Annotated in this window: 18 protein-coding genes and 2 pseudogenes; 8 read left to right on the plus strand and 12 right to left on the minus strand. The window is 72.4% G+C overall.

What is annotated here, in order from left to right; translation table 11 throughout:
- Position 1: 1 nt before the first annotated feature.
- The 3 genes from ACWCPN_RS12610 to ACWCPN_RS12620 form a co-directional block, all read right to left on the minus strand.
- Positions 2–907 carry a carbohydrate ABC transporter permease gene (locus ACWCPN_RS12610; RefSeq protein WP_451204742.1) on the minus strand — a complete coding sequence of 302 codons (906 nt, stop codon included), beginning with the start codon at positions 905–907 and terminating at the stop codon, positions 2–4.
- 34 nt (positions 908–941) lie between these two features.
- Positions 942–2,285 carry an ABC transporter substrate-binding protein gene (locus ACWCPN_RS12615; protein ID WP_451204744.1) on the minus strand — a complete coding sequence of 448 codons (1,344 nt, stop codon included), beginning with the start codon at positions 2,283–2,285 and terminating at the stop codon, positions 942–944.
- Positions 2,286–2,416: 131 nt separating this feature from the next.
- On the minus strand, positions 2,417–4,243 hold the full coding sequence (locus ACWCPN_RS12620) for a glycoside hydrolase family 2 protein (RefSeq protein ID WP_451204746.1): 1,827 nt from the start codon (positions 4,241–4,243) through the stop codon (positions 2,417–2,419).
- A 159-nt stretch (positions 4,244–4,402) separates the two neighbouring features.
- Between ACWCPN_RS12620 and ACWCPN_RS12625 the strand changes: the two genes are divergently transcribed.
- On the plus strand, positions 4,403–5,425 hold the full coding sequence (locus tag ACWCPN_RS12625; protein ID WP_451204748.1) for a LacI family DNA-binding transcriptional regulator: 1,023 nt from the start codon (positions 4,403–4,405) through the stop codon (positions 5,423–5,425).
- Positions 5,426–5,686: 261 nt separating this feature from the next.
- Here ACWCPN_RS12625 and ACWCPN_RS12630 read toward each other — a convergent pair whose 3' ends face one another.
- The 5 genes from ACWCPN_RS12630 to ACWCPN_RS12650 form a co-directional block, all read right to left on the minus strand.
- Positions 5,687–6,721, minus strand: a complete 1,035-nt coding sequence (locus tag ACWCPN_RS12630) for an ABC transporter permease (protein WP_451204750.1) — start codon at positions 6,719–6,721, stop codon at positions 5,687–5,689.
- Complete coding sequence (locus tag ACWCPN_RS12635; protein WP_451204752.1) at positions 6,718–7,680, minus strand: ABC transporter permease; 963 nt, start codon at positions 7,678–7,680, stop codon at positions 6,718–6,720. The genes ACWCPN_RS12630 and ACWCPN_RS12635 overlap by 4 nt, the downstream gene beginning before the upstream one ends.
- A complete protein-coding gene (locus tag ACWCPN_RS12640; RefSeq protein ID WP_451204754.1) occupies positions 7,673–9,190 on the minus strand; it encodes a sugar ABC transporter ATP-binding protein in 1,518 nt (505 codons plus the stop codon). The genes ACWCPN_RS12635 and ACWCPN_RS12640 overlap by 8 nt, the downstream gene beginning before the upstream one ends.
- Before the next feature lies 1 nt (position 9,191).
- Complete coding sequence (locus tag ACWCPN_RS12645) at positions 9,192–10,289, minus strand: ABC transporter substrate-binding protein (protein WP_451204756.1); 1,098 nt, start codon at positions 10,287–10,289, stop codon at positions 9,192–9,194.
- 167 nt (positions 10,290–10,456) lie between these two features.
- Positions 10,457–11,470, minus strand: a complete 1,014-nt coding sequence (locus ACWCPN_RS12650; RefSeq protein ID WP_451205273.1) for a LacI family DNA-binding transcriptional regulator — start codon at positions 11,468–11,470, stop codon at positions 10,457–10,459.
- A gap of 159 nt (positions 11,471–11,629) precedes the next feature.
- Between ACWCPN_RS12650 and ACWCPN_RS12655 the strand changes: the two genes are divergently transcribed.
- Both ACWCPN_RS12655 and ACWCPN_RS12660 read left to right on the plus strand, forming a co-directional pair.
- Positions 11,630–14,233 (plus strand): PA14 domain-containing protein, encoded by a 2,604-nt coding sequence (locus ACWCPN_RS12655; protein WP_451204758.1) that lies wholly within the window; start codon positions 11,630–11,632, stop codon positions 14,231–14,233.
- A 215-nt stretch (positions 14,234–14,448) separates the two neighbouring features.
- On the plus strand, positions 14,449–14,616 hold the full coding sequence (locus ACWCPN_RS12660) for a hypothetical protein (protein WP_199213182.1): 168 nt from the start codon (positions 14,449–14,451) through the stop codon (positions 14,614–14,616).
- A 51-nt stretch (positions 14,617–14,667) separates the two neighbouring features.
- Here the strand turns inward: ACWCPN_RS12660 and ACWCPN_RS12665 are convergent, their stop codons facing one another.
- Positions 14,668–15,480 carry a class I SAM-dependent methyltransferase gene (locus ACWCPN_RS12665; protein ID WP_451204760.1) on the minus strand — a complete coding sequence of 271 codons (813 nt, stop codon included), beginning with the start codon at positions 15,478–15,480 and terminating at the stop codon, positions 14,668–14,670.
- Positions 15,481–15,768: 288 nt separating this feature from the next.
- Between ACWCPN_RS12665 and msrA the strand changes: the two genes are divergently transcribed.
- Positions 15,769–16,290 carry a peptide-methionine (S)-S-oxide reductase MsrA gene (msrA, locus tag ACWCPN_RS12670; protein ID WP_451204762.1) on the plus strand — a complete coding sequence of 174 codons (522 nt, stop codon included), beginning with the start codon at positions 15,769–15,771 and terminating at the stop codon, positions 16,288–16,290.
- 133 nt (positions 16,291–16,423) lie between these two features.
- Here msrA and ACWCPN_RS12675 read toward each other — a convergent pair.
- From ACWCPN_RS12675 to ACWCPN_RS12685, 3 genes and pseudogenes are all read right to left on the minus strand, one after another.
- A pseudogene (locus ACWCPN_RS12675) lies at positions 16,424–16,654 on the minus strand (3-beta hydroxysteroid dehydrogenase); the annotation flags it as partial.
- 88 nt (positions 16,655–16,742) lie between these two features.
- A pseudogene (locus ACWCPN_RS12680) lies at positions 16,743–16,910 on the minus strand (asparaginase); the annotation flags it as partial.
- A 257-nt stretch (positions 16,911–17,167) separates the two neighbouring features.
- On the minus strand, positions 17,168–17,755 hold the full coding sequence (locus tag ACWCPN_RS12685; RefSeq protein ID WP_451204764.1) for a TetR/AcrR family transcriptional regulator: 588 nt from the start codon (positions 17,753–17,755) through the stop codon (positions 17,168–17,170).
- A gap of 274 nt (positions 17,756–18,029) precedes the next feature.
- Between ACWCPN_RS12685 and ACWCPN_RS12690 the strand changes: the two genes are divergently transcribed.
- Genes ACWCPN_RS12690 through ACWCPN_RS12705 form a run of 4 tightly spaced genes read left to right on the plus strand, consistent with a single transcriptional unit; the run spans position 18,030 to position 22,858 of the window.
- Positions 18,030–18,605 carry a (2Fe-2S)-binding protein gene (locus ACWCPN_RS12690; protein WP_392294276.1) on the plus strand — a complete coding sequence of 192 codons (576 nt, stop codon included), beginning with the start codon at positions 18,030–18,032 and terminating at the stop codon, positions 18,603–18,605.
- Positions 18,602–19,594 carry an FAD binding domain-containing protein gene (locus tag ACWCPN_RS12695; RefSeq protein WP_451204766.1) on the plus strand — a complete coding sequence of 331 codons (993 nt, stop codon included), beginning with the start codon at positions 18,602–18,604 and terminating at the stop codon, positions 19,592–19,594. Before ACWCPN_RS12690 ends, ACWCPN_RS12695 begins: the two co-directional genes overlap by 4 nt.
- Positions 19,591–21,726: a xanthine dehydrogenase family protein molybdopterin-binding subunit gene (locus tag ACWCPN_RS12700; RefSeq protein WP_451204768.1), complete on the plus strand. Its 2,136-nt coding sequence runs from the start codon at positions 19,591–19,593 to the stop codon at positions 21,724–21,726. The genes ACWCPN_RS12695 and ACWCPN_RS12700 overlap by 4 nt, the downstream gene beginning before the upstream one ends.
- Complete coding sequence (locus ACWCPN_RS12705; protein WP_451204770.1) at positions 21,719–22,858, plus strand: XdhC family protein; 1,140 nt, start codon at positions 21,719–21,721, stop codon at positions 22,856–22,858. Before ACWCPN_RS12700 ends, ACWCPN_RS12705 begins: the two co-directional genes overlap by 8 nt.
- The last annotated feature ends 35 nt before the right edge of the window (positions 22,859–22,893 follow it).

Consider the following 22,893-nt stretch of genomic DNA (forward strand, 5'->3'; position numbering starts at 1 on the left):
GTCACTTCTCCCGGCGGCGGAGGGCGGCGTACTGGGCCGCGGAGGCGATGAGGACGAGGGCGAAGAAGACGTAGCTGACCGCCGAGGCGTAGCCCAGCCGGTAGCCGGTGAAGCCGACGTCGTACATGTACTCGATGACCGGGCGGGTCGAGTTGTTCGGGCCGCCCTTGGTCAGCAGGTACACCTGGTCGAACACCTTCAGCGAGGCGAGGATCTGCAGCACGGTGACGACGCCGGTGATCCGGCTGAGCTGCGGCAGCGTGATCGACCACAGCCGCCGCCAGGCGCCCGCCCCGTCGATGGCCGCCGCCTCGTACAGGTGGTCCGGAACGGCCTGCAACGCGGCCAGGCAGAGCAGGAAGTTGAAGCCGACGGTCCACCACAGGGTGGTCAGCACGATCGCCCACATCGCCACGGACTCGTCGCTCAGCCAGGACACCGGTCCGAGGCCGGACGTCTCCAGGAGGTGGTTCAGGAGTCCGAGGTCCGGCTGGTAAAGCCAGATCCACAGCAGGCTCACCACGCCGACCGGGAGCAGGTAGGGCGCGAAGAACGCCAGCCGCCACACCCACTGGCCCGGCAGGCCGGTGTGCACGAGCAGCGCCATGCCGAGCGCCACCGCGACGAGCGGGACCGTGGACAGGACGGTGAACCACACGGTGTGGCCGAGGGAGCGCCACATCTCGGCGTCCCCGAGGGCCTCGGTGAAGTTGTCCAGGCCGACGAAGGACGGGGTGTGGGCCGACAGCGAGGTGTCGGTCAGGCTCATCCACAGGCCCTGGACCAGCGGCCACACCATGAAGAGGGCGAACAGGACGAGGAAGGGCAGCGCGAACAGCAGGCCCGGGGGCAGCAGCCGGCGCGCCGACGGGGCCCCGGTGCGGGGCGAGGCGTGGTGAGAGGACATCGTTGTGCCTCCTGCGCGGTGGATCGCAGCCGGGTCAGGCCGGGCTGGGCTTGGAGAGGAAGGTGTTCAGGCGCCGCACCATCGCGCGCGCCGCGCGGTCGGGGGCGAGACCGTCGAGCAGGGCCTGCTGCAGGACCTGCGACATGGCGTTCTGGAAGTCCGAGCCGGCGCCCGCGAACCACACGGACGGGTCGAGCACCACGTGGTCCTGGGCCTTCGCGTAGTGCGACTGCGGCTGGAGCCCGGCGTACGCCGCGGTACGGGTGACCGGGCCGTAGGCGGGGATGTGCCCGGCCGTCGCCCAGATCTGGCCGGCCTTCAGCAGTGCCGCCACCGCCTGGTGGGTACGGCGGCGGCGCCCGGGGTCGGGGTCCGGGTGGTGCGGAAGGACGAAGGAGTGCGAGTCGGCGTAGACGGCCGGGGTGCCGAACACCGTGGGGAAGGGGGCGGCCCCCACGTTCTTGTCCGCGGCGCGGAAGGTGCCCAGTTCCCACTCGCCGGAAAGGATCATCGCCGTCTGCCGGTTGGTGAAGGCGGCGATCGCCGAGGCGTAGTCGAGCCGCCCGGGGTTCACCCGGCCGTCGACGATCTTGGCCATGAAGGCGATGACCTCGGCCATCCGGTCGACGTCGACCTCGGCGGGCCCGCCCGGCGGCAGCCGGAACGCCCCGCCGGTCTGGCGGTACAGGCCGTAGAACAGGCGCCATCCCTGGGCGGTGTCGGTGACGTACCCGAAGGCGATGCCCTGCTTGCCCGAGGCCTTGGCCAGTTCGCGGCCGGCCGCCAGGAACTGGCCGGGGGAGGAGAACGCCTCGGTGTCCAGCGCCCCGTCGCTGGTGAGCAGGCCCGCCTCGCGGGCCGGTTCCGGGTGGTAGAAGACGATGAAGGGGTGCGTGTCCAGCGGGATCGCGTAGGTGTGGCCCTCGAACTGGGTCCGGGACCACACGGCTTCGGTGAAGGCGTCCCGAGTGACGCCGTACTCCGCCAGGACGTCCAGGTCCCACGGGTCCAGCAGCCCGGTCGGGGCGTAGCCGGCCAGCCGGGACATGTGGGAGACGGCCACGTCGGGGCCGCGCCCGCCGGCCGAGGCCATGGCGAGTTTGGTGTAGTACGGGGTGCCCCATTCCAGCACGGTGCGCTCGACACGGGTGCCCGGCATGTCGGGACGCGCCGCGCGCACCATGTCGTTGAGCAGTCCGCCGTCGGCCCCGCTGAACAGGTCCCACAGTCGGACGGTCGAGGCGTCGGCCGCCTGGGCGGAACCGCAGCCACTGAGCGCACCTGCGCCCAGGACCGCGGCACCGGAGGCGAGCGCGGCCGTCAGCACCCGGCGCCGCGAGGGTGCGGGCGGACCGACGGGTGCGGGTATGCCGGTCATACAGCTCCTCTCCTACGGGCGGCCGCCCGTAGGACGCCCCTCGCGTCCCACGGGTGCCACCCCATGGACATACATCGATGTAAATCGCATGGTCGTGCGCCCCTCCCGCGCAGGCGGGGCGGGGCCGGACGTCACCGGTCGTTCTCGAACGCCGCAGGACGGGTCTGGGCGGCGCGCAGCAGCGCGGTGTCGACCTTCTCGGAGCGGTCGAAGCGGTAGACGCCGTTGCGCTCCTGGAAGACGTCGGTGAGCTGGGTGTAGCAGTACCCGAACATGTCCGGGTCGTCGAGGAGCACACCGGTCAGCCCCGTGAAGCGCTCGACGAACTGCTCCGCGGTGCGCGGGCGTTCGCCGTAACCCCAGGAGGCCTCGCTGTCGTCGCCGGCGGCGTTCGCCGCGGCCTCGGGATCCCACCAGACGCCGCCGAACTCACTGCAGAAGTACGGCTGTCCGCGGTAGGGCAGCGACCAGGTACGGCCGTCGGGGCCGGTGTTGACGTACGGCCGGTCCGCCGCGAGACCGGCCATCGTCTTCGCGAAGGCGGCCGGATCCTGCTCGTAGCAGTGGGAGTCGTAGACGTCCGTGTCGGCCACCCGGTGGGCGTAGCCGGAGGCGTCGACGACGGGCCGGCTGGGGTCCGCCTGCTTGGTGGCGAGGAACATCGCGCGGGTGACGTCGTCGAGCACGGTGATGCGGTCGTGCAGGTGCTGGTAGGTCTCGTTCAGCGGGCACCAGCCGACGATCGAGGGGTGCGAGTGGTCGCGCTCCAGCGCCTCCAGCCACTGGGCGACGTAACTCGCGTCCGGGCGCTGGTTGTCGTCCCGCACGCCGGTCTCGCACCCCCAGTCGCCGAACTCGCCCCAGACCAGGTAGCCGAGGCGGTCGGCGTGGTACAGGTAGCGCTCCTCGAACACCTTCTGGTGCAGCCGGGCTCCGTTGAACCCCGCCGCGAGCCCCAGTTCGATGTCGTGCACCAGGGCGGCGTCGCTGGGCGCGGTCATCAGCCCGTCCGGGTAGTAGCCCTGGTCCAGGACCAGGCGCTGGAAGACCGGTTCGCCGTTGAGCAGCAGCCGCTTGCCGTGGACCGCGACGGAGCGCAGACCGGCGTAGGAGCGGACGGAGTCGACGGCCTCGCCGCCGGCGTCAAGCACCTCCAGGAGGAGGTCGTACAGGTGCGGGTCGGCGGGCGACCACACCCTGCGCCGGTCCTCCGGTACGGCCAGCACCAGACGGGGGGCGAGGTCGAGGTCGGCCCGGGACTCGGCGGTGACGACGGGGCCGTCCTGGTCGCTCAGGGTGGCCCGGACCCGTTGGCCCGGGGCGTTGGCGGTGAGCGGCAGTTCCACGTGGAAGGAGCCGGAGGCCAGGTCGGGTGTGACGCGCGGGCGCCTGAGGGCGGCCGGGCGGGGCACCGGCTCCATCCACACCGTCTGCCAGATGCCGGTCGTGCGGGTGTAGTGGCAGTGCGAGTTGGCGTACCAGGTGGCCTGCTTGCCGCGGGCCTGGATACCGTGCCGGCTGTCCCGGGCGCGGACCACGACGGTCAGCTCCCGGCCCGGGGCGGCCAGGTCGCCGAGGTCCGCGCTGAACGGGGTGAAGCCGCCCCGGTGCCGGGCCACCTCGGTGCCGTCCACCCACACCGTGGTGTCGTGGTCGACGGCGCCGAAGTGCAGCAGCACCCCGGCGTCGGTCCAGTTTTCGGGGACCGTCACGGTGCGTCGGTACCAGACCGCCTCCAGGAAGTCGGTCTCGCCGACGCCCGAGAGCTCCGACTCGGGGCAGAACGGAACGACGATGCGGCCGGCGAGCGCGCGGTCCCTCAGCCCGCGCTCCAGACCGGTGTCGGACCGGTCGATCTCGAACTGCCACTCGCCGTTGAGGTTCAGCCATGCCTCACGGACGAACTGCGGCCTGGGGTACTCGGGTCGGGGCAGATCCGTGGAGTGCGGGACGGACATGGTGCTCCTTGGCGTCCGGGGTGCTGTTCGGTGCGAGCACATGGCACCATGAGATTTACATCGATGTAAATACCCGGGACGGAAGAGGACCGGGGCCGGAGCCGTCGGCCCGGAACGGCTCGGACGTGGCCCTCGGTATGATCCACGGCAGGCGGGAGGATGATCGGCGTGGCAGCCAGACCGAGGATCAAGGACGTGGCGGAGTACGCCGGGGTCTCACCCAAGACCGTCTCCAACGTGATCAACAACTTCGAGCACGTCTCGGACCGGACCAGAACCGCCGTCCAGGAGGCCATCGACGCCCTGGGCTACCGGGTCAACATCGCGGGACGCCAGCTCCGTCAGGGCCGTACCGGGATGATCACGCTGGCCGTTCCGGAACTGGACGTCGCCTACTTCTCCGAGCTGGCCAAGCACGTGACGGCCGAGGCGGACCGCCGCGGCCGCACCGTGCTGCTGCACCAGACCGGGGGCTCGCGGGAGCGTGAACTCGCCGCGCTGCACGGCTTCGACGCGCAGTTCTCCGACGGAGTCGTCCTCAGCCCGCTGTCCCTGCTGCCGCGCGACCTCGCCACCCGTGACCGGCGACTGCCCGTCGTCCTGCTCGGCGAGCGCTCCGCGGCCGGCACCACCGACCACGTGGGCATCGACAACATCGGAGCCGCCCGCGAGGCCACCGAGCACCTGCTCTCCCGCGGGCGCCGGCGCATCGCGGTGATCGGCGGCTCGGTCCGGGGCCGGCAGGGCACCGACCGGCTGCGCACCGACGGCCACCGCGAGGCGCTGGCCGCCGCCGGATTGCCCTTCGCGGAGGACCTCGTGGTGCCGGTGCGGGCGTACCACTGGCAGGACGGCGCCCGTGCGGCCACCGCGCTGCTGGACCGGCCCGCACCACCGGACGCCCTGCTCTGCCTCAACGACCACCTGGCGCTGGGCGCGCTGCGCGCCCTGCACGAGGCGGGCCGGTCGGTACCCGGCGACCTCGACGTCATGGGCTTCGACGACATCGAGGCCTCCCGCTTCAGCATCCCCTCCCTGACGACCGTCGCCCCCGACAAGGAGGAGATCGCCCGCAGTGCCGTGTCCCTCCTCCTGGACCGCATCGACGACCCGGAGTCCGGCTCCCCGGAGGACCGGGTCGCGGGCCACCGGGTGATCGTGCGGGAGAGCACGGGAGGCTGAGGGGCCCGACGATCCCCTCTGTCACCGCGTACCTGTTGGCCGTGCGCCGGACCCGGCACCGGCCACGGACCCCCGCGGCCCGGCGCCGCCCGCGGACGCACCCGGACCCGGCACGACCCGCAGGCCCGCGGGCCCGGTGCGTGTTCACGGGCGCGCGGGCCTGCGGGGGTCTCGGCGAGGCCCGACGCACCGGGACCGGCGCTGCCGCGAGCGGCGCCGGGCCGGCGGTTCACAGCACCGGCGGTTCACAGCACCGGCGGTTCACAGCACCCGGCGCCGGCGTCCCAGCCATGTCTGGGCGATGACGACCACCGCCAGGAAGGCGCCGCTCACCACCTGCTGGTAGGCCGAGTCCAGGGAGCCGATCTGGTTGATCACGTTCTGGATGACCTTCAGCAGCGCCACGCCGACGAGCGAGCCGCTGATGAACCCGAACCCGCCGGTCAGCAGCGTGCCGCCGATGACCACCGCCGAGATCGCCTCCAGTTCCATACCGGAACCGAGGATCGTCACCCCCGACAGCAGCCACGCCGCGTTCAGCGCGCCCGCGAGACCCGCGCACAGCCCGGACACCGTGTAGACGGCGACCTTGGTGCGGGCCACCGGAGCGCCCATCAGCGCCGCCGCGTCCTCGTTGCCGCCGACCGCGTACACGTACTGACCGAAGCGCGTGCCCCGCAGCACCACGGCGCCCAGCACGAACAGCGCCACCGTGATCCACACCGGCACGCCGACGCCGAGCAGCGAACCCTGCCCGAGCCGGGTGAAGAACGAGCCCTTGTCGACGAGATACGTCCGCGAACCCTCGTCGGTCAGTGCCAGCAGGACACCGCGCGCACCGAGCATGGACGCCAGGGTCACGATGAACGGGGCCAGCCCCGAGCGCGCGATGAGCAGCCCGTTGAGCAGGCCGACGAGCCCGCACACCACGAGCGGCAGCAGCAGCGCCACCACGGTGCCGTACCGCGAGCCCCACGCCGCGAGCACCCCGCCGAGGGCGAACAGCGAGCCCACCGACAGGTCGATGCCCCCGGTGACGATCACGAACGTCATGCCGAGTGCGACGACGGCCAGGAACGCCGACGACAGCGCCATGTTCCCGAGGTTGTCACCGGTCAGGAAGGTGTCGAAGCTCAGCGAGGCGACGACCATCGCGATCACCAGGGTGACCAGCGCGCCGTGCTGCTGGGCGAGCGCGCTCAGCCGCTCCGAGCGGCTCGCACCCGGCGGACCGTCGCCGGCGTGGGCGGGCGGGGGCTCCTTCCGCAGGGTGGCCTCCCCGGCGTCCGTGGTCATCGCTTCCCCCGTTCGCGTGCCGCGTAGACGGCACCGACGATCACCACGGCCTGCGCGATCTGAGTCCACGAAGGGGGCAGGTCGTGCTTGATGAGCGTGGTGGTGAGCAGTTGGATCAGTACGGCGCCCGCGACGGTGCCGCCGATGCGGACCCGGCCGCCGCTGAGCGGGGTGCCGCCGACGACCACCGCGGTGATGGCGGACAGCTCCATCAGGGTGCCCAGCGACGTCGGGTCGCTGGCGGCCAGCCGGGCGGTCGCCAGCACACCCGCGATCGCGGCCAGCGCGCCGGAGCACACGTACACCACGACCAGCACCCGGCGCACGGGCAGTCCCGCGAGACGGGCGGCCGGCCGGCTGTCGCCGATGGCCAGCAACTGCCGGCCGAACGTGGAGCGCCGTACGACGAACGCCACGAACAGCGCCAGCGCCGCCGCGATCAGCACCAGATGGGGGACGCCCAGCACGTCCCCGGAGCCGAGGGACGCCAGACCGGGGTCGTGGACGTCCTTGAGCTGGGGGAGCAGCACCAGGGCCAGCCCCCGGGCGGCCACCATCAGGGCGAGCGTCGCGACGATCGGCTGGACACCGACGAGGGCGACCAGCGCACCGCTCGCGAGCCCGGCCGCCATGCCCCCGGCCACCGCGATCAGCGTGGCGATCCAGGGCCCGTACCCCAGGTACAGCGACAGCAGCGAGGTGGACAGCGCCATCACCGAGCCCACCGACAGGTCGACGCCCTCGGTGCCGATGGCGAGCGCCATGCCGAGGGCCACGATCAGCACGGGCGCCACCTGCACGGCCTGGGTGCGGAAGTTCTCCGTGGAGGCGAAGTGCGGGGTGAAGACGAAGTTGAACAGCAGCAGGACCACCACACCGCCGTACACGCCGTAGTCCTGCAGCAGGCGCAGCGCCCGGTCCCGGTCCACCCCGCCCCGGGCGAGGCTCAGTTCAGTCATCGTGCCCTCCGGCCGGTACGGCGGCGATCGCGCGCATCAGCTCGTCCTCGGTGACGGCGTCGCCGGTCAGCTCGCGCACCACCGCCCCGTCCTTGAGGACGATCACGCGGTCGCTGCCCTCGATCAGTTCCTCGGTGTCGGAGGAGATCAGCAGCACGGCCAGGCCGTCGTCCGCCAGTTCGTCGACGAGTGCCTGCACCTCCGCCTTGGCACCCACGTCGATGCCCCGGGTCGGCTCGTCCAGCAGCAGCACCTTGGGGTGCAGGGCGAGCCACCGGGCGAGCAGCACCTTCTGCTGGTTGCCGCCGGACAGTTCGCCCACCTTCTGGTGCGGTCCCGCCGCCTTGATGCGCAGCCGCTTCATGAACGTGTCGACGATCCGGTCGACGCGGGCGTCGTCGACCAGGCCGAACCGGGACAGCCCCGGAAGCGCGGCGAGCGCGATGTTCTCGCGCACCGACAGGCCCGGCACGATGCCCTCGGTCTTGCGGTCCTCGGGGAGCAGGCTGATGCCGGCCCGGATCGCCGCCGCGGTCGAGCCGCCGCGCACCGGCTCCCCGGCCACCACGACCCTCCCGCCGTCCACGGGCAGGGCGCCCGCGATGGCCTTCGCGGTCTCGCTGCGCCCCGAACCGAGCAGCCCGCCGAGCCCGACCACCTCGCCCGGCCGCACGGACACCGACACGCCGTCCAGCTGATGGCGGACGCGCAACCCCTCGGCTTCGAGCACCGGTTGGGCGGCGGTGTCGTGCGAGCCGGTGAACTTGGTGAGCCCCTCCGCGCGCACCTCGCCGATCTCCCGCCCGAGCATGAGCGCGACCAGCCGGAGCCGGTCCAGATCCGCGAGCCGCCCGGTGTGCACCACCCGGCCGTCCCGCAGCACGGTGACCGCGTCGCAGATCTCGTACAGCTCGTCCATGCGGTGACTGACGTAGATCACCGCGATGCCCCGGTCCCGCAGGGTGCGGATCACCCCGAACAGGGTGCGCACCTCGCGGGGTTCCAGCGAGGAGGTGGGCTCGTCCATGATCACGACCCGGGCGTCGATCGCCACCGCGCGGGCCAGCGCGACCATCTGCTGCGCCCCGACGCCCAGTTCGCGCAGCGGTCGGCGGACGTCGACCCGGATGCCCATGGCGCGCAGGGTCTCCTCCGCCTCCCGGTGCATCCGGCGGAAGTCGATCAGGCCCAGCCGGCCGCGTGGCTCGCGGCCGAGGAACAGGTTGCGGGCCACGCTCATCAGCGGGACGAGGTTGACCTCCTGGTAGATCGTGGAGATGCCCGCCTGCTGCGCCTGCAGCGGTGTGGCGAAACGGACCGCGGAGCCGTCGTAGGACATCTCGCCGGCGTCCGGCTGGTACACGCCGGTGAGCACCTTGATCAGCGTCGACTTGCCCGCGCCGTTCTCGCCCACCAGGGCGTGCACCTCCCCGGCGCGGGCGGTGAAGTCCACCTCGGACAACGCCCGTACGCCGGGGAAGGTCTTGCACAGTCCGGTGACGTCAAGCATCTCAGAAGGCCTTGCCCAGATCGGACTTGGCGTTGGCCTCGGTGTAGGAGCTGTCCTGAATGACGATGTCCTGCGCGACCTTCCGGCCCTGGGTGAAGCTGTCCAGGGTGGAGAAGGCCAGCGGCCCGAAGCGCGGGTTGGACTCGATCACACCGGAGATCCAGCCGTCCACGATGCCCTGCACGGCGTTGCGCGTGCCGTCGATCGTCACGATCTTCACGTCACCGGGCTTCTTGCCCGCGCTCTTGAGGGCGTTGACCGCGCCGAGGCCCATCTCGTCGTTCTCGGCGTAGATCCCCTTGATCCCCGGCTTGGACTGGATCAGGTTCTCGGTGACCGACTGGCCCTTCTCCCGGGCGAACTCGGCGGTCTGCCGGAACACGATCTTCAGGCCCGGCGCCTTCTCCTTGACGCGGTCCTCGAAGCCCTTGGTGCGTTCGGTGGTGACGTTGTTGCCGGCCGCGCCGAGCAGGATCGCGATCTCGCCCTTGCCGCCGGTCGCGGCGATCATCTGGTCGGCCGCCCGCTTGCCCTGCTCGACGAAGTCGGAGCCGATGAAGCTCACGTAGTCCTTGCAGGCGGTGGCGTTGATCTTGCGGTCGACCGTCACGATCGGGATGTGCTTGGCCGCCGCCGTGCGCAGCACGGGTTCCCAGCCGTCCGAGTTGAGCGGCGCGATGACCAGGAGGTCGGCGCCCTTGGCGATGAGGTCCTGGACGTCGCTGATCTGCTTGGAGAACTGCGACTGGGCGTTGGCGGTGAGCAGTTTGACGCCCCGCTTCCGGGCCTCCGCCTTGATGGAGGCGGTCTCCGCGATCCGGAAGGGGTTGGCCTCCTTCTCGGACTGGGAGAACCCGACGGTGGCGGACTTCAGGTCCAGCTTCTCGCCGCCGTAGGCGTCGATGGCGCAGGACGGCCCGGAACCGCCGCTCGGCGAGGCGACGACCTGGCCGGCGTCCTTGTCCTGCGAGGCGGCGTTGTCGCCGCCGGAGTCGTCCTCCGACTTGGCACATCCGGTCATGAGGGCCAGGCTCGTGGCGAGTCCGGTGGCGATGAGGGTCCGCGTACAGGCGCGACGCAGTGGTGCTGTGGGCTTCATGGGAGTCCCCAAACGGCGTGGCCCCGGCGCGCCGTCGGCGCTCACGGGGGTAGGACGGCTTGCGGTCAACTCGGCGTGCACGTCGTTCAGGGGAGGTTTTTACATCGTTGGAAGAGCGCTGTAAACCCTCCCGTCCGAAATCCCGGCCGGGCGCCCGGAGTTCCCCCTCACCGTCGCCCGAGCGTGCTCTCCCGCTCCACCAGCCGGAATTCGGCGATGAGTTCGCGCCCGCCGGGCTCCTCGCGGCCCGACAGACTGCGCAGCAGCGAGCCCACCGCCATCCTTGCGATGGCCTGCTTGTCCGGTGCGATCGTGGTGAGCGACACCGCGCCGAAACGGCCTTCCGCGATATCGTCGAAACCCACCACGGCGACGTCCCACGGCACCCGCAGACCCCGCTCGTGCAGCACCCGCATCGCGCCGATCGCGATCAGGTCGTTCAGCGCGAACACCGCGTCCGGCCGCACGCCCGAGTCGAGCAGCTCGGCCATGGCCCGGGCGCCGTCGTCCCGGTCCCAGCCGCCGACCGGGACCACCAGGTCGTCCGGCGCCGGCACCCCGGCCGCCGCCAACTCCTGCCGCCAGCCCACGAGTCGCAGGTGGGCGGGGCGGTTCGCGGAGTCCGTGCGGGCACCCAGATAGGCGATCCGGGTGCGGCCCCGGCTCAGCAGATGGTGCACCGCGGCCCGGGCGGCGGCCACGTTGTCGATGGCGATGTGGTCGTGCGGGGCGTCGTACTCGCGCTCGCCGAGCAGCACCAGCGGGACGTCGTCGGACCGTCCCTGGAGGTCCTCGGCCTCCAGCTCCAGCGGGCTGAGGATCAGGCCGTCGATCACCCGGGCCCGGAAGCCCTGGCTGACCAGTACCTCCTGCTCGCGCCTGCCGCGGGTGTGGTCCAGCAGCACGGTGAACTCGTGCTCCGCGGCCGCGTCCACCACCGCGCTCGCCAGTTCGGCGAAGTACGGGTTGCCCAGCTCCGGCACGGCCAGCGCGATGATGCCCGTGCGGCCCTTGCGCAGGTGCCGGGCCGTCAGGTTCGGCCGGTAGCCCAGCTCGTCGATGGCCTGCTGGACCCGGGCCCGCATCCCCGGGGTGACGTGCGGATAGTTGTTCACGACGTTGGACACGGTCTTGATCGAGACGCCGGCCCGCTCGGCCACGTCCTTCAGGCTGACCCGCAAGGGGATCTCCTCGGCATCGATGGGTGCTCCGAAGGGCGGAGCCATGTCATGACTCTGGACAGCGGCCGGGAGCCGTGCTCTCATGCCAACTGCCGTGCTTCCAACGTTGTACAGACTGAAGCAGAGAGCCGCCACCCTTCCTCAGCCACAGGGAGATCCGTGCGCACCAGATCACTCCGACATCGCCTCTCACTCCTCCTTGCGGCCGCCCTCGGCGCGGCCGGACTCGCCGCGGCGCCCAGCGCCACGGCGGCGGACGACCCCGTCGAGGTCCATGGCCTCAAGGGCGAGTACTACACCCAGTCCGCCCCCGGAGCCTTCGACTTCGACCAGCTCAAGGCAACCGGATTCGACCCGGAACTCGACTTCGACTCCCTGGAGTCCCGCCTGAACTCGGCCACCGGCCGGTCGGACGACGTCAGCGTCCGCTGGACCGGCCGGATCGTGCCCGAGAAGACCGGTGCCACCACCTTCTCGATCATCGGCGACAACGGATTCCGCCTCTGGGTCGACGGCGGACTCGTCATCGACCACTGGGTCGACGACTGGGACCGCGAACAGACGGGCGCTCCGGTCGAGCTGACCGCCGGCAAGGCGTACGACATCAAGGTCGAGTACTTCGAGCACTACGGAGGCTCCAACCTCCACCTGCGCTGGACGCCGCCGGGCGGCACCAAGACCGCCGTACCCCGGTCGGCGTTCCTGCTGCCCGAGGGATACGCCTACGACGGCGCCATCGCCACCACCGTCCTGAAGGACGGCCGCACCCTGCGGCTCGACTTCGCCCAGGCGCTGGCCAAGCCCACCGCGGCGCTGACCCGCCACCTCGACGCCGTCATCGGCGGCGCCACCTGGCCGCTCGGCAGCGCCCGGCGGGACCCGGCCGACCCCAGATCCCTGCTGGTCTCCCTGAAGGAACCGGTCGTCGGGAACAAGACGGGCACGGCGTCCGGCCTGGCGGACGTCCGCTACGACGGCGAGGGTGGACTCACCGGCGAGGATGGCAACGTTGTCAGCGCGTTCTGGAGCAGTGGCGGCAACCACTCCACCTACGAACTGCGCACCAAGTGGGCCGACGACGTCACCCCGGCCAACGCCCACCGCGAGTACCCCCGGCCGCAGTTGACCCGGGACGCCTGGCAGAACCTCAACGGGAGCTGGCAGTTCGCCGCGGCCGAGCAGGGCGAGCGGCCGCCGGTCGGCCGCACCCTCGGCGAGCGGATCCTGGTCCCGTACCCCGTCGAGTCCCAGCTCTCGGGCATCGAACGGCACGAGGACCGCATGTGGTACCGGCGCACCTTCACCGTCCCGGCCGGCTGGAAGGTCGGCGGCCACAAGCGGCTCCAGCTGAACTTCGGCGCCGTCGACTGGCAGGCCGACGTCTACGTCAACGGCACGAAGGTCGCCGAACACAAGGGCGGCTACGACAAGTTCAGCGCCGACATCACCGACGCCCTGAAGCCCGGCCGCACCCAGGAGCTGATCGTCGGCGTCTACGACCCGACGGACGCCTCGGGCGGCGAGAACCCGCCGATGGGCAAGCAGCGTCTGGACCCGAGCGGCATCTGGTACACCCCGTCCTCCGGCATCTGGCAGACCGTGTGGCTGGAACCCGTCGCCGCCGACCACGTCGACCAGCTGAAGCTGACCCCGCACGTCGACACCGGCACGCTCACCGTCGAGCCACAGGGCGTGCGCGACGGCGTACCGGTCACCGCGACCGCGTACGACGGCAGGCGCCCGGTGGCCACGGCCACCGGCAGCACCGGCGGGCCCCTCACCCTGAAGATCCCGAAGGCCCGTCTGTGGTCCCCGGACGACCCGTTCCTCTACGACCTCGAGGTCAAGGTCGGCGACGACCGGGTGGGCAGCTACTTCGGGATGCGCTCCATCGCCGTGGAGAAGGTCGACGGCGTGCCGCGCACGGTCCTCAACGGCAAGCCGGTCTTCATGATGGCCACCCTCGACCAGGGCTTCTGGCCCGACGGCCTGCACACCGCGCCCAGTGACGAGGCACTCGCCCACGACCTGAGGATGCACAAGCGGATGGGCTTCAACGCCGTCCGCAAGCACATCAAGGTCGAACCCGACCGCTGGTTCTACTGGGCCGACCGGCTCGGCCTGCTGGTGTGGCAGGACATGCCGGCCATGACGGCCGGGGTGAACCCGTCGACCGCCGCCCGCTCCGAGTACGAGCGGGAGATGAAGCAGATGATCGACGAGCACGTCAGCAGCCCGTCGGTCGTCATGTGGGTGGTCTTCAACGAGGGCTGGGGCCAGTACGACATCGGCCGCGTCGCCTCCCAGGCCAAGGCCTGGGACCCCACCCGCCTGGTGAACAACATGTCCGGCCTCAACCTGGGCGCGGACGGCGGAGCCGGCGACATCATGGACGAGCACGGCTATCCGAGCCCGGCCCTCCCACCGCACCCGGACGGCCGACGCGCCCTGGTCGCGGGCGAGTACGGCGGTCTCGGCCTCGCGGTGCCGGGCCATGCCTGGTCGGTGCAGCAGTCCTACGTGGACGTCGACCCCAGCACCTACACCGACGACTACCTGGAGAAGCTGGGCGAGGTGCACGCCCTGGCCTGCAAGGGCGGCAACGGCGCGGTCTACACGCAGATCACGGACGTCGAAGGTGAGCTCAACGGCCTGATGACGTACGACCGCAAGGTGACCAAACCCGACGTGCGGCGCCTCAAGGCGGCCCAGGACGCGCTGATCGACGACGCGTCGCGGGCGGTCGTGGCGGGCTGCGTCTGACTCCCGGGGCCACGGCGGCTGTCGCCTCCCCGCCAACCGCCGTGGCTCCACGGGTGCGCTGACGTGACCGTCCCGGTCCGGTCACCCGCCGCATCGGCGAAGGGCGGACCGGGACGGTCACGTACGGGCGAGGAACGGAGGGTTCCGTGCGTCTGCCCCGGCGTTCAGGGGGCAGACGGGGCAGGGAAGGAACTTCTCAGGAGAGGAATCCACCCATGCTCGGCATAGGCGCGGCAGTACTGTTCTTCATCTCATTCCTGATCAACGCGGCGGACCTCAGCACCAACGACACGTTCTCCTCGGTCAACGTGATGCTGCTGGGCCTGACCCTGCTGGCGCTGCACGTGGCGGGCATCGGCTCGGGCTGGTCCCGCAGACGCTGAGCCGCGACGCCCGGCGGCCGGTGACGATCCGTCACCGGCCGTTCGGCGTTCTCAGGGCCGCCGTCCCCAGGCCATCACCATGCCCGGGCCCAGCTCGGCGAACCGGGGCGAGGCCAGGTAGGCCTGCGCCTCGTCGATGACGGCGCCGTCCACCCGTCCGGTCCCCTCGAGTTCGGGACGCATCCGGTTCCACGTCTCGGACCAGAAGAGGGACAAGGGGCTGCCCGCGACCAGCGGCGGACAGTACAGCTCCGCCGCGACGTCGCACAGGCCCTCCTCCCGCAGGAAGCGCGGGTACGCCGGGACGGACGAGGTGTCGGTGCCGATCGTCGACCTCAGCGCCTGCCACATGGCGTCCATGACCCGCCGGTAGACGGACGAGGTGTCCAGCGGATCCGGCACCTCGACGGCATCGGCGAGCACCAGCCGGCCTCCCGGGTTCAGCCATCCCGCGAGCCGGGAGATGATCCCGCGCCGCCCGGGCAGGTGCATGAGCACGAACCGGGCGTGGATCAGGTCGAAGGTGCCGGGCCGCAGGCTCTCGTCCGTGAGGTCGGCGGTGAGCACCCGCAGCCTCGGGTCCGTCAGGGTGCCGAGGCCGGTGGTGTCCCGGTCCAGCGCGACGACCTCCGCCGCTCCGGTCTCCTCCAGCAGCCAGCGGGTCACCGTGCCGGTCCCGGCCCCGACGTCCAGGCAGCGGCTGCCGGGGCCCACGCCGAGCGCCCGCAGCCGCCCGGTGGTGACGGGGTCGTACGCCAGGGCACCGGCGTCGATGCGCTCCGCCTCCTGGGGGTGCCCCGGCTCGAACAGGGCCTCCCCGTAACGGCCGTCGCCGCTCGCCCCGCCGGGCGGCCGACCGGTCATGACCGGGCCTCGCGCCGCTCGGCGGGGCCGGGGTCGTGCGGGCTGCCGAGGAGCCGGGGCGGGGGTGCCGGCCGTCCGGCGGGCGCGGTCTCACTCGGCATGCGGCGAGCGTCCGCCACGGTGCCGAGGCTGTCAATCGACACACCCGGCGGACGGCCGGACGTACGCCGGACGGCTGTGCGGATTCGCCTCCGCTCCTGATCACCCGAGGCCCGGGCCGGGGAATATCCAGGCCCGGTGTGACCTTAGGCTGGACGAACGTAGAAGCAGCAGGCGAGGGAGCGACCGATGACTGTGGGAACCCAGCGAGCCGTACTGGCCGGCGGTTGTTTCTGGGGCATGCAGGACCTGATCCGCAAGCAGCCCGGCGTCGTGTCCACGCGCGTCGGCTACTCCGGCGGTGACACGCCGAACGCCACGTACCGCGATCACGGCGACCACGCCGAGGCCATCGAGATCCTCTTCGATCCGGCGGCCACGAGCTACCGCGACATCCTGGAGTTCTTCTTCCAGATCCACGACCCGACCACGCGTGACCGCCAGGGCAACGACATCGGTCGCAGCTACCGGTCCGCGATCTACTACGCGGACGAGGAGCAGCGCCGCGTAGCCGTGGACACGATCGCCGACGTCGAGGCGAGCGGACTGTGGCCGGGGAAGGTGGTCACCGAGGTCGAGCCCGTCGGCGACTTCTGGGAGGCCGAGCCGGAGCACCAGGACTACCTGGAGCGCTATCCGAACGGCTACACCTGCCACTTCCCGCGCCCCGGCTGGAAGCTGCCGCGCCGGGCCTCGTCCACGGCGAACTGAGTTCGGGCCGCCGGCCGGGACCCGCCACCGGGCGGAAGTCCCTTCCGGCGGCGGGATCCCGTCACTGGCCAAAGACCCCTCGCCGGTGCGGGGGTCCCTCGACCGGCCTTGAGCGCGGCCGGCCCTCGGACCCTCAGGCCGTGGGGGCCGGCACCGCGAAGTAGTGGCCCTTGCCGAGGTCGGCGAGGAGTCCGGGCTCGACGGGCCGCCGGCCCAGCAGTTCGCGGGTAAGCGCGTTCGACGCCGGTGCGTCGAGGCCGAGGAAGCCCCCCAGCCAGGTGAAGTGCCCGGCCGCCGCCTCCGGTGCCACGGAGGTCACCGGCACGTCGAGGTGGCGGCCGATCACCTCGGCGACGTCCCGGATGGGGAGGCGCCTGATCTTCGGCGCCCGCCGTCGACCGGCTGGTGGGGCGGGCGCCGAGGGCCGGCGGCCGCCGCCCCGGCGCTCGGACTCAGAAGACCGGCAGGACCTCTCCCACCTCCCGGCCGCCGCCCAGCAGGGGCACGCGGCCCACCCGGTCGATCACGGGCGCGGTGACACCGGCCATGCGCAGGGCACGGGCCAGGACCGGGCCCAGGGCCCGGCCGCCGCCGTCCTCGATCTTGAGGGCCAGGGCGCGTCTGGGCGACGGGGCGGACCGGAAACGGCTGCACGGGTGCGTGGCCGGCGTCGGGGACCGCGTCCGCGGGTGCGTCCCGGGTCGGGGTCGTGTGCGGGCCGGAGGCGGGGTGCGCTCCGGGCAGGCCCGCGGGGGGAGCAGGTGGAGCGCGCGGGTGTGTCTCGGGTCGTGGCGCGTGAGGGGCGGAGGCGGGGCGTCCTCGGGACGGGGTCGCGCAACCGCCGCCTGCCCCGCACACCCTTCGTGGTCGCGCGCCCCTACCGTCCCCGCGGCCCTGGCGCCCCCGTGCGCAGGCCGTCCATGACGAGGTCGAGGAGCCGGGTGGCGCGTGACCGCCAGTCGTCGTGCGGGTCGAGCTGCCAGAGACCGGCGATGGCCAGGATGAAGTCGTCCGCCGTGATGCCGGGGCGGATGGCGCCGGCCTCCTCGTTGGCGCGCAGCAGCAGTTCCGCCGCGGAGGTCACCGGAGTGTGCGTCGGCTTCGCCGGGCTGCCCGGCGTGCCCGTGACCTGGCGGATGGCGTCGGCCAGGCCGGCCTTGGCCATGGCGAACTCGGCCAGCCGGTCCATCCAGGCGCGCAGGGCCTCCTCGGGCGTCCGGGTCCGCAGGAGCTGGGCCGCGCTGTCGGCGACCTGCTGTATCTCGTGCCGGTAGATCTCCAGGACCAGCGCCTCACGATTGGGGAAGTTCCGGTAGAACGTGCCCTGCCCGACACCGGCCTTCTTGGCGATCGCGCTCAGCGGGGCGTCGGCGCAGCGCGTCAGCTCCACGAGGGCCACCTCCAGGATGCGCTCACGGTTGCGCTGCGCGTCCGAGCGCCGGGGTGAGTCGTCTCTGAGTGGCACTCGTCCTCCTCGCAGGTCCGTGGCCGAACCTCGCCCTTGCTAACCGGACAGCTGTCCGTTAGGTTTTCCAGGTAGCGGACAGCTGTCCGGTTGTTGCGTCCACGATAGCCGGGGCCGCGAACCCGCGGCAGTCCGCGTCCGTCCTTTCGGTCCAAGCGCCCCGCACCTCGCTTCGCCCACAGCGGCAACGGCCCGCACCACGCACTCTCCGCACCGTCCGGCACTCCGTCGCCGGGCCACCCCCCATCTTCTGGAAATGCGAAAGAAGCTGCTCATGGCCTCATCGACGTCCAGTGTCATCACCCTGAAGATCAACGGCGAGAAGTACACACTGCCCGTCGACCACCGCACCACCCTGCTCGACGCCCTGCGCGAGCGCCTCGATCTCACCGGCACCAAGAAGGGCTGCGACCAGGGCCAGTGCGGCGCCTGCACCGTCCTGGTGGACGGCCGCCGGACCGTGGCCTGTCTGCAACTGGCCGTGGCGGCCGAGGGCCGCGAGATCACCACCGTCGAGGGTCTGGCCGACGGCGATCAGCTCCACCCCGTGCAGCAGGCCTTCCTCGACCTGGACGGCTTCCAGTGCGGCTACTGCACACCCGGCCAGATCTGTTCGGCGATCGGGGTGATCGAGGAACACGCGGCGGGCTGGCCCAGCGCCGTCACCGGTGACCTCAGTCCCGAAGCGGGACCGCCACCCCTGACCGCCGAGGAGATCAGGGAGCGGATGAGCGGGAACCTGTGCCGCTGCGGCGCGTACGTCTCCATCGTCCGGGCGGTGGCCCGCGCGGCGGGGACCGAAGCGGACGCCGCCGCTCCCGCGCCGGGCACGAAGGAGGCCGTGGCATGAGGGAGTTCGGCTATCAGCGGGCGTCCGACGTCGCCGGTGCCGTCGCCGTGCTCGGCGCCGACCCGGACGCGCGTTTCCTCGGCGGCGGCACCAACCTCGTCGACCTGATGAAGACCGGTGTGGAGCGGCCGGGCCGGCTCGTCGACATCCGCGAACTGCCGCTGGACGAGATCGAGTCGACCGGCGACGGCGGCCTGCGGATCGGCGCGACCGTCACCAACGGCGACCTGGCCGCCCATCCCGCGGTCCGACGCCACTACCCGGTGCTGGCACAGGCGGTGCTGGCCGGGGCGTCCGGGCAGCTGCGCAACATGGCCACCGTCGGCGGGAACCTGCTGCAGCGCACTCGCTGCGGCTACTTCACCGACATCTCCAAGCCCTGCAACAAGCGTGTCCCCGGCAGCGGTTGCCCCGCCCTCCAGGGCGAGCACCACAACCACGCCATTCTCGGGGCCTCCGACCACTGCGTCGCCGTGCACCCCTCGGACATGGGTGTCGCGCTCACCGCGCTCGACGCCGTCGTCCACTTCGAGACCGCGGACGGACCGGGGGAGTCGCCGCTGGCCGACTTCTACCTGCCCGTCGGCGACACCCCGCACCACGAGACCGCCCTTCCGCCGGGCGCCCTGATCACCGGTGTCTCGCTGCCGCCCGCGCCGGTCGCCGCCCACTCCCGCTATCGCAAGGTGCGTGAGCGGGCCTCGTACGCCTTCGCGATCGGCTCGGTCGCGGCCGCGCTCGACATCCGGGACGGCGTGGTCCGGGACGCGCGTCTGGCCCTGGGCGCGGTCGCGTCCCGCCCCTGGCGGGCCCACGCGGCCGAAAGCGTCCTGACCGGCGCGCCCGCCGGCGCCGACACCTTCGCCGCCGCCGCGGACGCCGAACTCGCCGCGGCCCGGCCACTGCCCCACAACGGATACAAGGTGACCCTGATGCGCAACCTGGTGGTGGCCGTCCTGACCGAACTCGCCGAGGAGGCCGCCCGATGACCACCGTCACGACCGGCACCCCCGCGCAGGCGGCCTCCGTCGGCACCGCGCACACCCGCGTGGAAGGCAGGGACAAGGTCACCGGAGCCGCCCGCTACTCGGGGGAGATCCCCTTCGCGGGTATGGCGCACGGCTGGCTGGTCCTCTCCACGGTGGCCCGCGGCCGCATCACCGCCCTCGACACCGACGCCGTCCTGGCCATGCCGGGCGTCGTCGCCGTCCTGGACCACCGCGAGGCCCCGCGTCTCAACACCGACTACGTCGGAATGCTGGGCACGCCCCCCGACCCCACCTGCGCCGTCTTCCAGCACGACCGGGTGCCGCATCTCGGCTGGCCGGTGGCGCTGGTCGTCGCCGAGACGCCGGAACAGGCCCGGGAAGCGGCCGAATCGCTCGTCGTGCACTACGAGCAAGAGCCCCACGACATCGACTTCGACGGCGAGCACCCGGACGCCTACCCGGTGGACGGCTTCATGCCGGCGGTGACCGGGAAGGGCGACCTCGACGCCGAACTGGCCGCGTCCGCCCATGTCGTGGACGCCGAGTACACCACCCCCGAAGAGCACCACAGCATGATGGAGCCGCACGCGGCGACCGCCCGCTGGGACGGCGGCCGGCTCGAGGTGGTCGACTCCAACCAGGGCGCCACCTGGGTCGTCGGTGAACTCGCCAACCTCTTCTCGCTCGACCCGGCCTCGGTGCGGGTGCGCTCCGAGCACGTCGGCGGCGGCTTCGGCAGCAAGGGCGTCCGCGCCCACCAGGTGGCCGCCGTGATGGCCGCGACCGCCCTGCGGCGCCCCGTACGCGTGGTGCTGACCCGGCGCCAGATGTTCTCGCTGGCCGGCTACCGCAGCCCGACCACGCAGCACGTCAGGCTGGGCGCCGACGCCACCGGCCGGCTGCGCGCGCTTGAGCACCGCTCGGTGAGCGTCACCTCCACGGTGCACGAGTTCGTCGAACCCAGCGCCGGGGTGGCGCGGGTGATGTACGACGCCGACGCCCACCACACCGCCAACCGCGTGGTACGGCTCGATCTGCCGACGCCCACCTGGATGCGGGCCCCCGGCGAGGCGCCGGGCTCGTTCGCGCTGGAGGCGGCGCTGGACGAACTCGCCGAGCGGTGCGGCATCGACCCGATCGAACTGCGCCTGCGCAACGAGCCGGAGCGGGGACCGGTCTCCGGGCTGCCCTTCGCCGGCCGCAGCCTGCCCGCCTGCTTCGAGGAAGGCGCCCGCAGGTTCGGCTGGGCGGACCGCGACCCGCGTCCCGGACGGCGCCGCGACGGCCGCTGGCTGCTCGGCACCGGCACCGCCGCCGCCTCCTTCGGCGCCGGCGCCGCACCGTCCACCGCCACCGCGACCGCCCACCCGGACGGCACCTTCACCGTCCGTATCGCCGCCGCCGACATCGGAACCGGAGCCCGCACCGCGCTGACCCTCGTCGCCGCGGACGCCCTGGGCGTCGCCCCCGACCGCGTCCGGGTCCGCATCGGCGACAGCGACTTCGGCCCGGCGATGATCGCCGGCGGCTCCATGGGCACCCGCTCCTGGTCCTGGGCGGTCACGACGGCCGGCGCCGAACTGCGCGAACGACTCGCGCTGAGCGGGGACATCCCGGCGGAGGGCATCACCGTACGGTCGGACACCACCGCCGCCATCGGAGCCCTCGCACCCGCCGAACGGCACTCCTACGGCGCCCAGTTCGCGGAGGTCGCCGTGGACGTGGCCACCGGCGAGGTGCGCGTGCGCCGGATGCTCGGCATCTTCGCCGCCGGCCGGATCGTCAACCCGCTCACCGCACGCGGCCAGTTCCTGGGCGGCATGACCTGGGGCATCTCCATGGCCCTGCACGAGGAGGCCGTCCGGGACCGCGCCAGCGGCGGCCACGTCGGCGCCGACCTCGCCGGATACCACGTGGCCACGCACGCCGACGTCCCGCACATCGAGGCCGACTGGATCGAGGACACCGATCCCGACGACCCGGTGGGGATCAAGGGCATCGGCGAGATCGGCATCGTGGGCGCCGCGGCCGCCATCGCCAACGCGGTCTGGCACGCGACCGGCGTTCGCCACCGCAACCTGCCGATCCGGCCCGACCGCGTCCTCGCCGCCGGAGGAGCGCCGGATGCTTGATCTGGCCGAGGAGCTGGACCACTGGATGCGGGAGGGCCGGGAGTTCGCCGTCGCCACCGTGGTGGCGGTCGCGGGCAGCGCGCCCCGCGGACCCGGCGCGGCCCTCGCCGTCGACCGCGAGGGCACCGTCATCGGCTCGGTCTCCGGCGGATGCGTGGAGGGCGCCGTCTACGAGCTGTGCCGGCAGGCGCTGGAGACCGGCGAGAGCGTCCTGGAGCGGTTCGGGTACAGCGACGAGGACGCCTTCGCCGTCGGCCTGACCTGCGGCGGCACCATCGAGGTGCTGATCACGCCGGTGGGGGCGCCGGCGCCCGCCCGCACGGCCCTGGCGACGGCTCTGTCGGCTGCCGCCCACGGCCGGCCGGCCGCCCTCGCCCGGGTCGTCCGGGGCCCGGCCGAACTCCTCGGCCACGCACTGCTGGTACGGCCCGACGGCACGCACGAGGGTGGTCTCGGCGGCCACCGGGACCTGGACCGGACGGCGGTGGCCGAGGCCGGGGCACTGCTGGAGGCGGGGCGCACCGGCACGGTGGACGTCGCCGAGGACGGCTCGCGCTGCCCCGGCGGCATCACCCTGCTGGTCGAGTCGAACGTGCCGCCCCCGCGCATGATCGTCTTCGGGGCGGTGGACTTCGCGTCCGCGCTGGCCCGGGCCGGAAAGTTCCTCGGCTACCACGTGACCGTCTGCGACGCCCGGCCCGTCTTCGCCACCCGGGCCCGCTTCCCCGACGCCGACGAGGTCGTCGTCGACTGGCCCCACCGCTATCTGCGGCGGACGGAGACCGACGCCCGCACGGTGCTGTGCGTCCTCACCCACGACGCGAAGTTCGACGTACCGCTGCTGAAGGTGGCCCTCGCGCTGCCGGTGGCGTTCGTCGGCGCGCTCGGCTCGCGCCGCACCCACGAGGACCGTGCGCGGCGGCTGCGGGAAGAGGGCGTGAGCGCCCGGGAACTGGCCCGGCTCCGGTCCCCGATCGGACTCGACCTCGGTGCCCGCACCCCGGAGGAGACGGCCCTGTCGATCGTGGCGGAGGTCGTCGCCGCCCGGCGGGGCGGCACGGGCGTCCCCCTCACCGGCACGGACACCCCGATCCACCGCGACGCGGACCACGGAGGGGCGACGGCGGCCTGAACCGGAACCCGGCCCGCTCGGGCCGGACCTGACGC

The sequence above is a fragment of the Streptomyces sp. NPDC002386 genome, assembly GCF_053593175.1.

Excerpts from the sequence above, each read along its gene's own strand:
- ACWCPN_RS12640 (WP_451204754.1), bottom strand. The coding sequence starts at position 9,190 with ATGCTTGACGTCACCGGACTGTGCAAGACCTTCCCCGGCGTACGGGCG.
- ACWCPN_RS12645 (WP_451204756.1), bottom strand. The coding sequence starts at position 10,289 with ATGAAGCCCACAGCACCACTGCGTCGCGCCTGTACGCGGACCCTCATC.
- ACWCPN_RS12610 (WP_451204742.1), bottom strand. The coding sequence starts at position 907 with ATGTCCTCTCACCACGCCTCGCCCCGCACCGGGGCCCCGTCGGCGCGC.
- ACWCPN_RS12705 (WP_451204770.1), top strand. The coding sequence starts at position 21,719 with ATGCTTGATCTGGCCGAGGAGCTGGACCACTGGATGCGGGAGGGCCGG.
- ACWCPN_RS12635 (WP_451204752.1), bottom strand. The coding sequence starts at position 7,680 with ATGACTGAACTGAGCCTCGCCCGGGGCGGGGTGGACCGGGACCGGGCG.
- msrA (WP_451204762.1), top strand. The coding sequence starts at position 15,769 with ATGACTGTGGGAACCCAGCGAGCCGTACTGGCCGGCGGTTGTTTCTGG.
- ACWCPN_RS12620 (WP_451204746.1), bottom strand. The coding sequence starts at position 4,243 with ATGTCCGTCCCGCACTCCACGGATCTGCCCCGACCCGAGTACCCCAGG.
- ACWCPN_RS12695 (WP_451204766.1), top strand. The coding sequence starts at position 18,602 with ATGAGGGAGTTCGGCTATCAGCGGGCGTCCGACGTCGCCGGTGCCGTC.
- ACWCPN_RS12630 (WP_451204750.1), bottom strand. The coding sequence starts at position 6,721 with ATGACCACGGACGCCGGGGAGGCCACCCTGCGGAAGGAGCCCCCGCCC.
- ACWCPN_RS12660 (WP_199213182.1), top strand. The coding sequence starts at position 14,449 with ATGCTCGGCATAGGCGCGGCAGTACTGTTCTTCATCTCATTCCTGATC.
- ACWCPN_RS12690 (WP_392294276.1), top strand. The coding sequence starts at position 18,030 with ATGGCCTCATCGACGTCCAGTGTCATCACCCTGAAGATCAACGGCGAG.
- ACWCPN_RS12665 (WP_451204760.1), bottom strand. The coding sequence starts at position 15,480 with ATGACCGGTCGGCCGCCCGGCGGGGCGAGCGGCGACGGCCGTTACGGG.
- ACWCPN_RS12625 (WP_451204748.1), top strand. The coding sequence starts at position 4,403 with ATGATCGGCGTGGCAGCCAGACCGAGGATCAAGGACGTGGCGGAGTAC.
- ACWCPN_RS12700 (WP_451204768.1), top strand. The coding sequence starts at position 19,591 with ATGACCACCGTCACGACCGGCACCCCCGCGCAGGCGGCCTCCGTCGGC.
- ACWCPN_RS12615 (WP_451204744.1), bottom strand. The coding sequence starts at position 2,285 with ATGACCGGCATACCCGCACCCGTCGGTCCGCCCGCACCCTCGCGGCGC.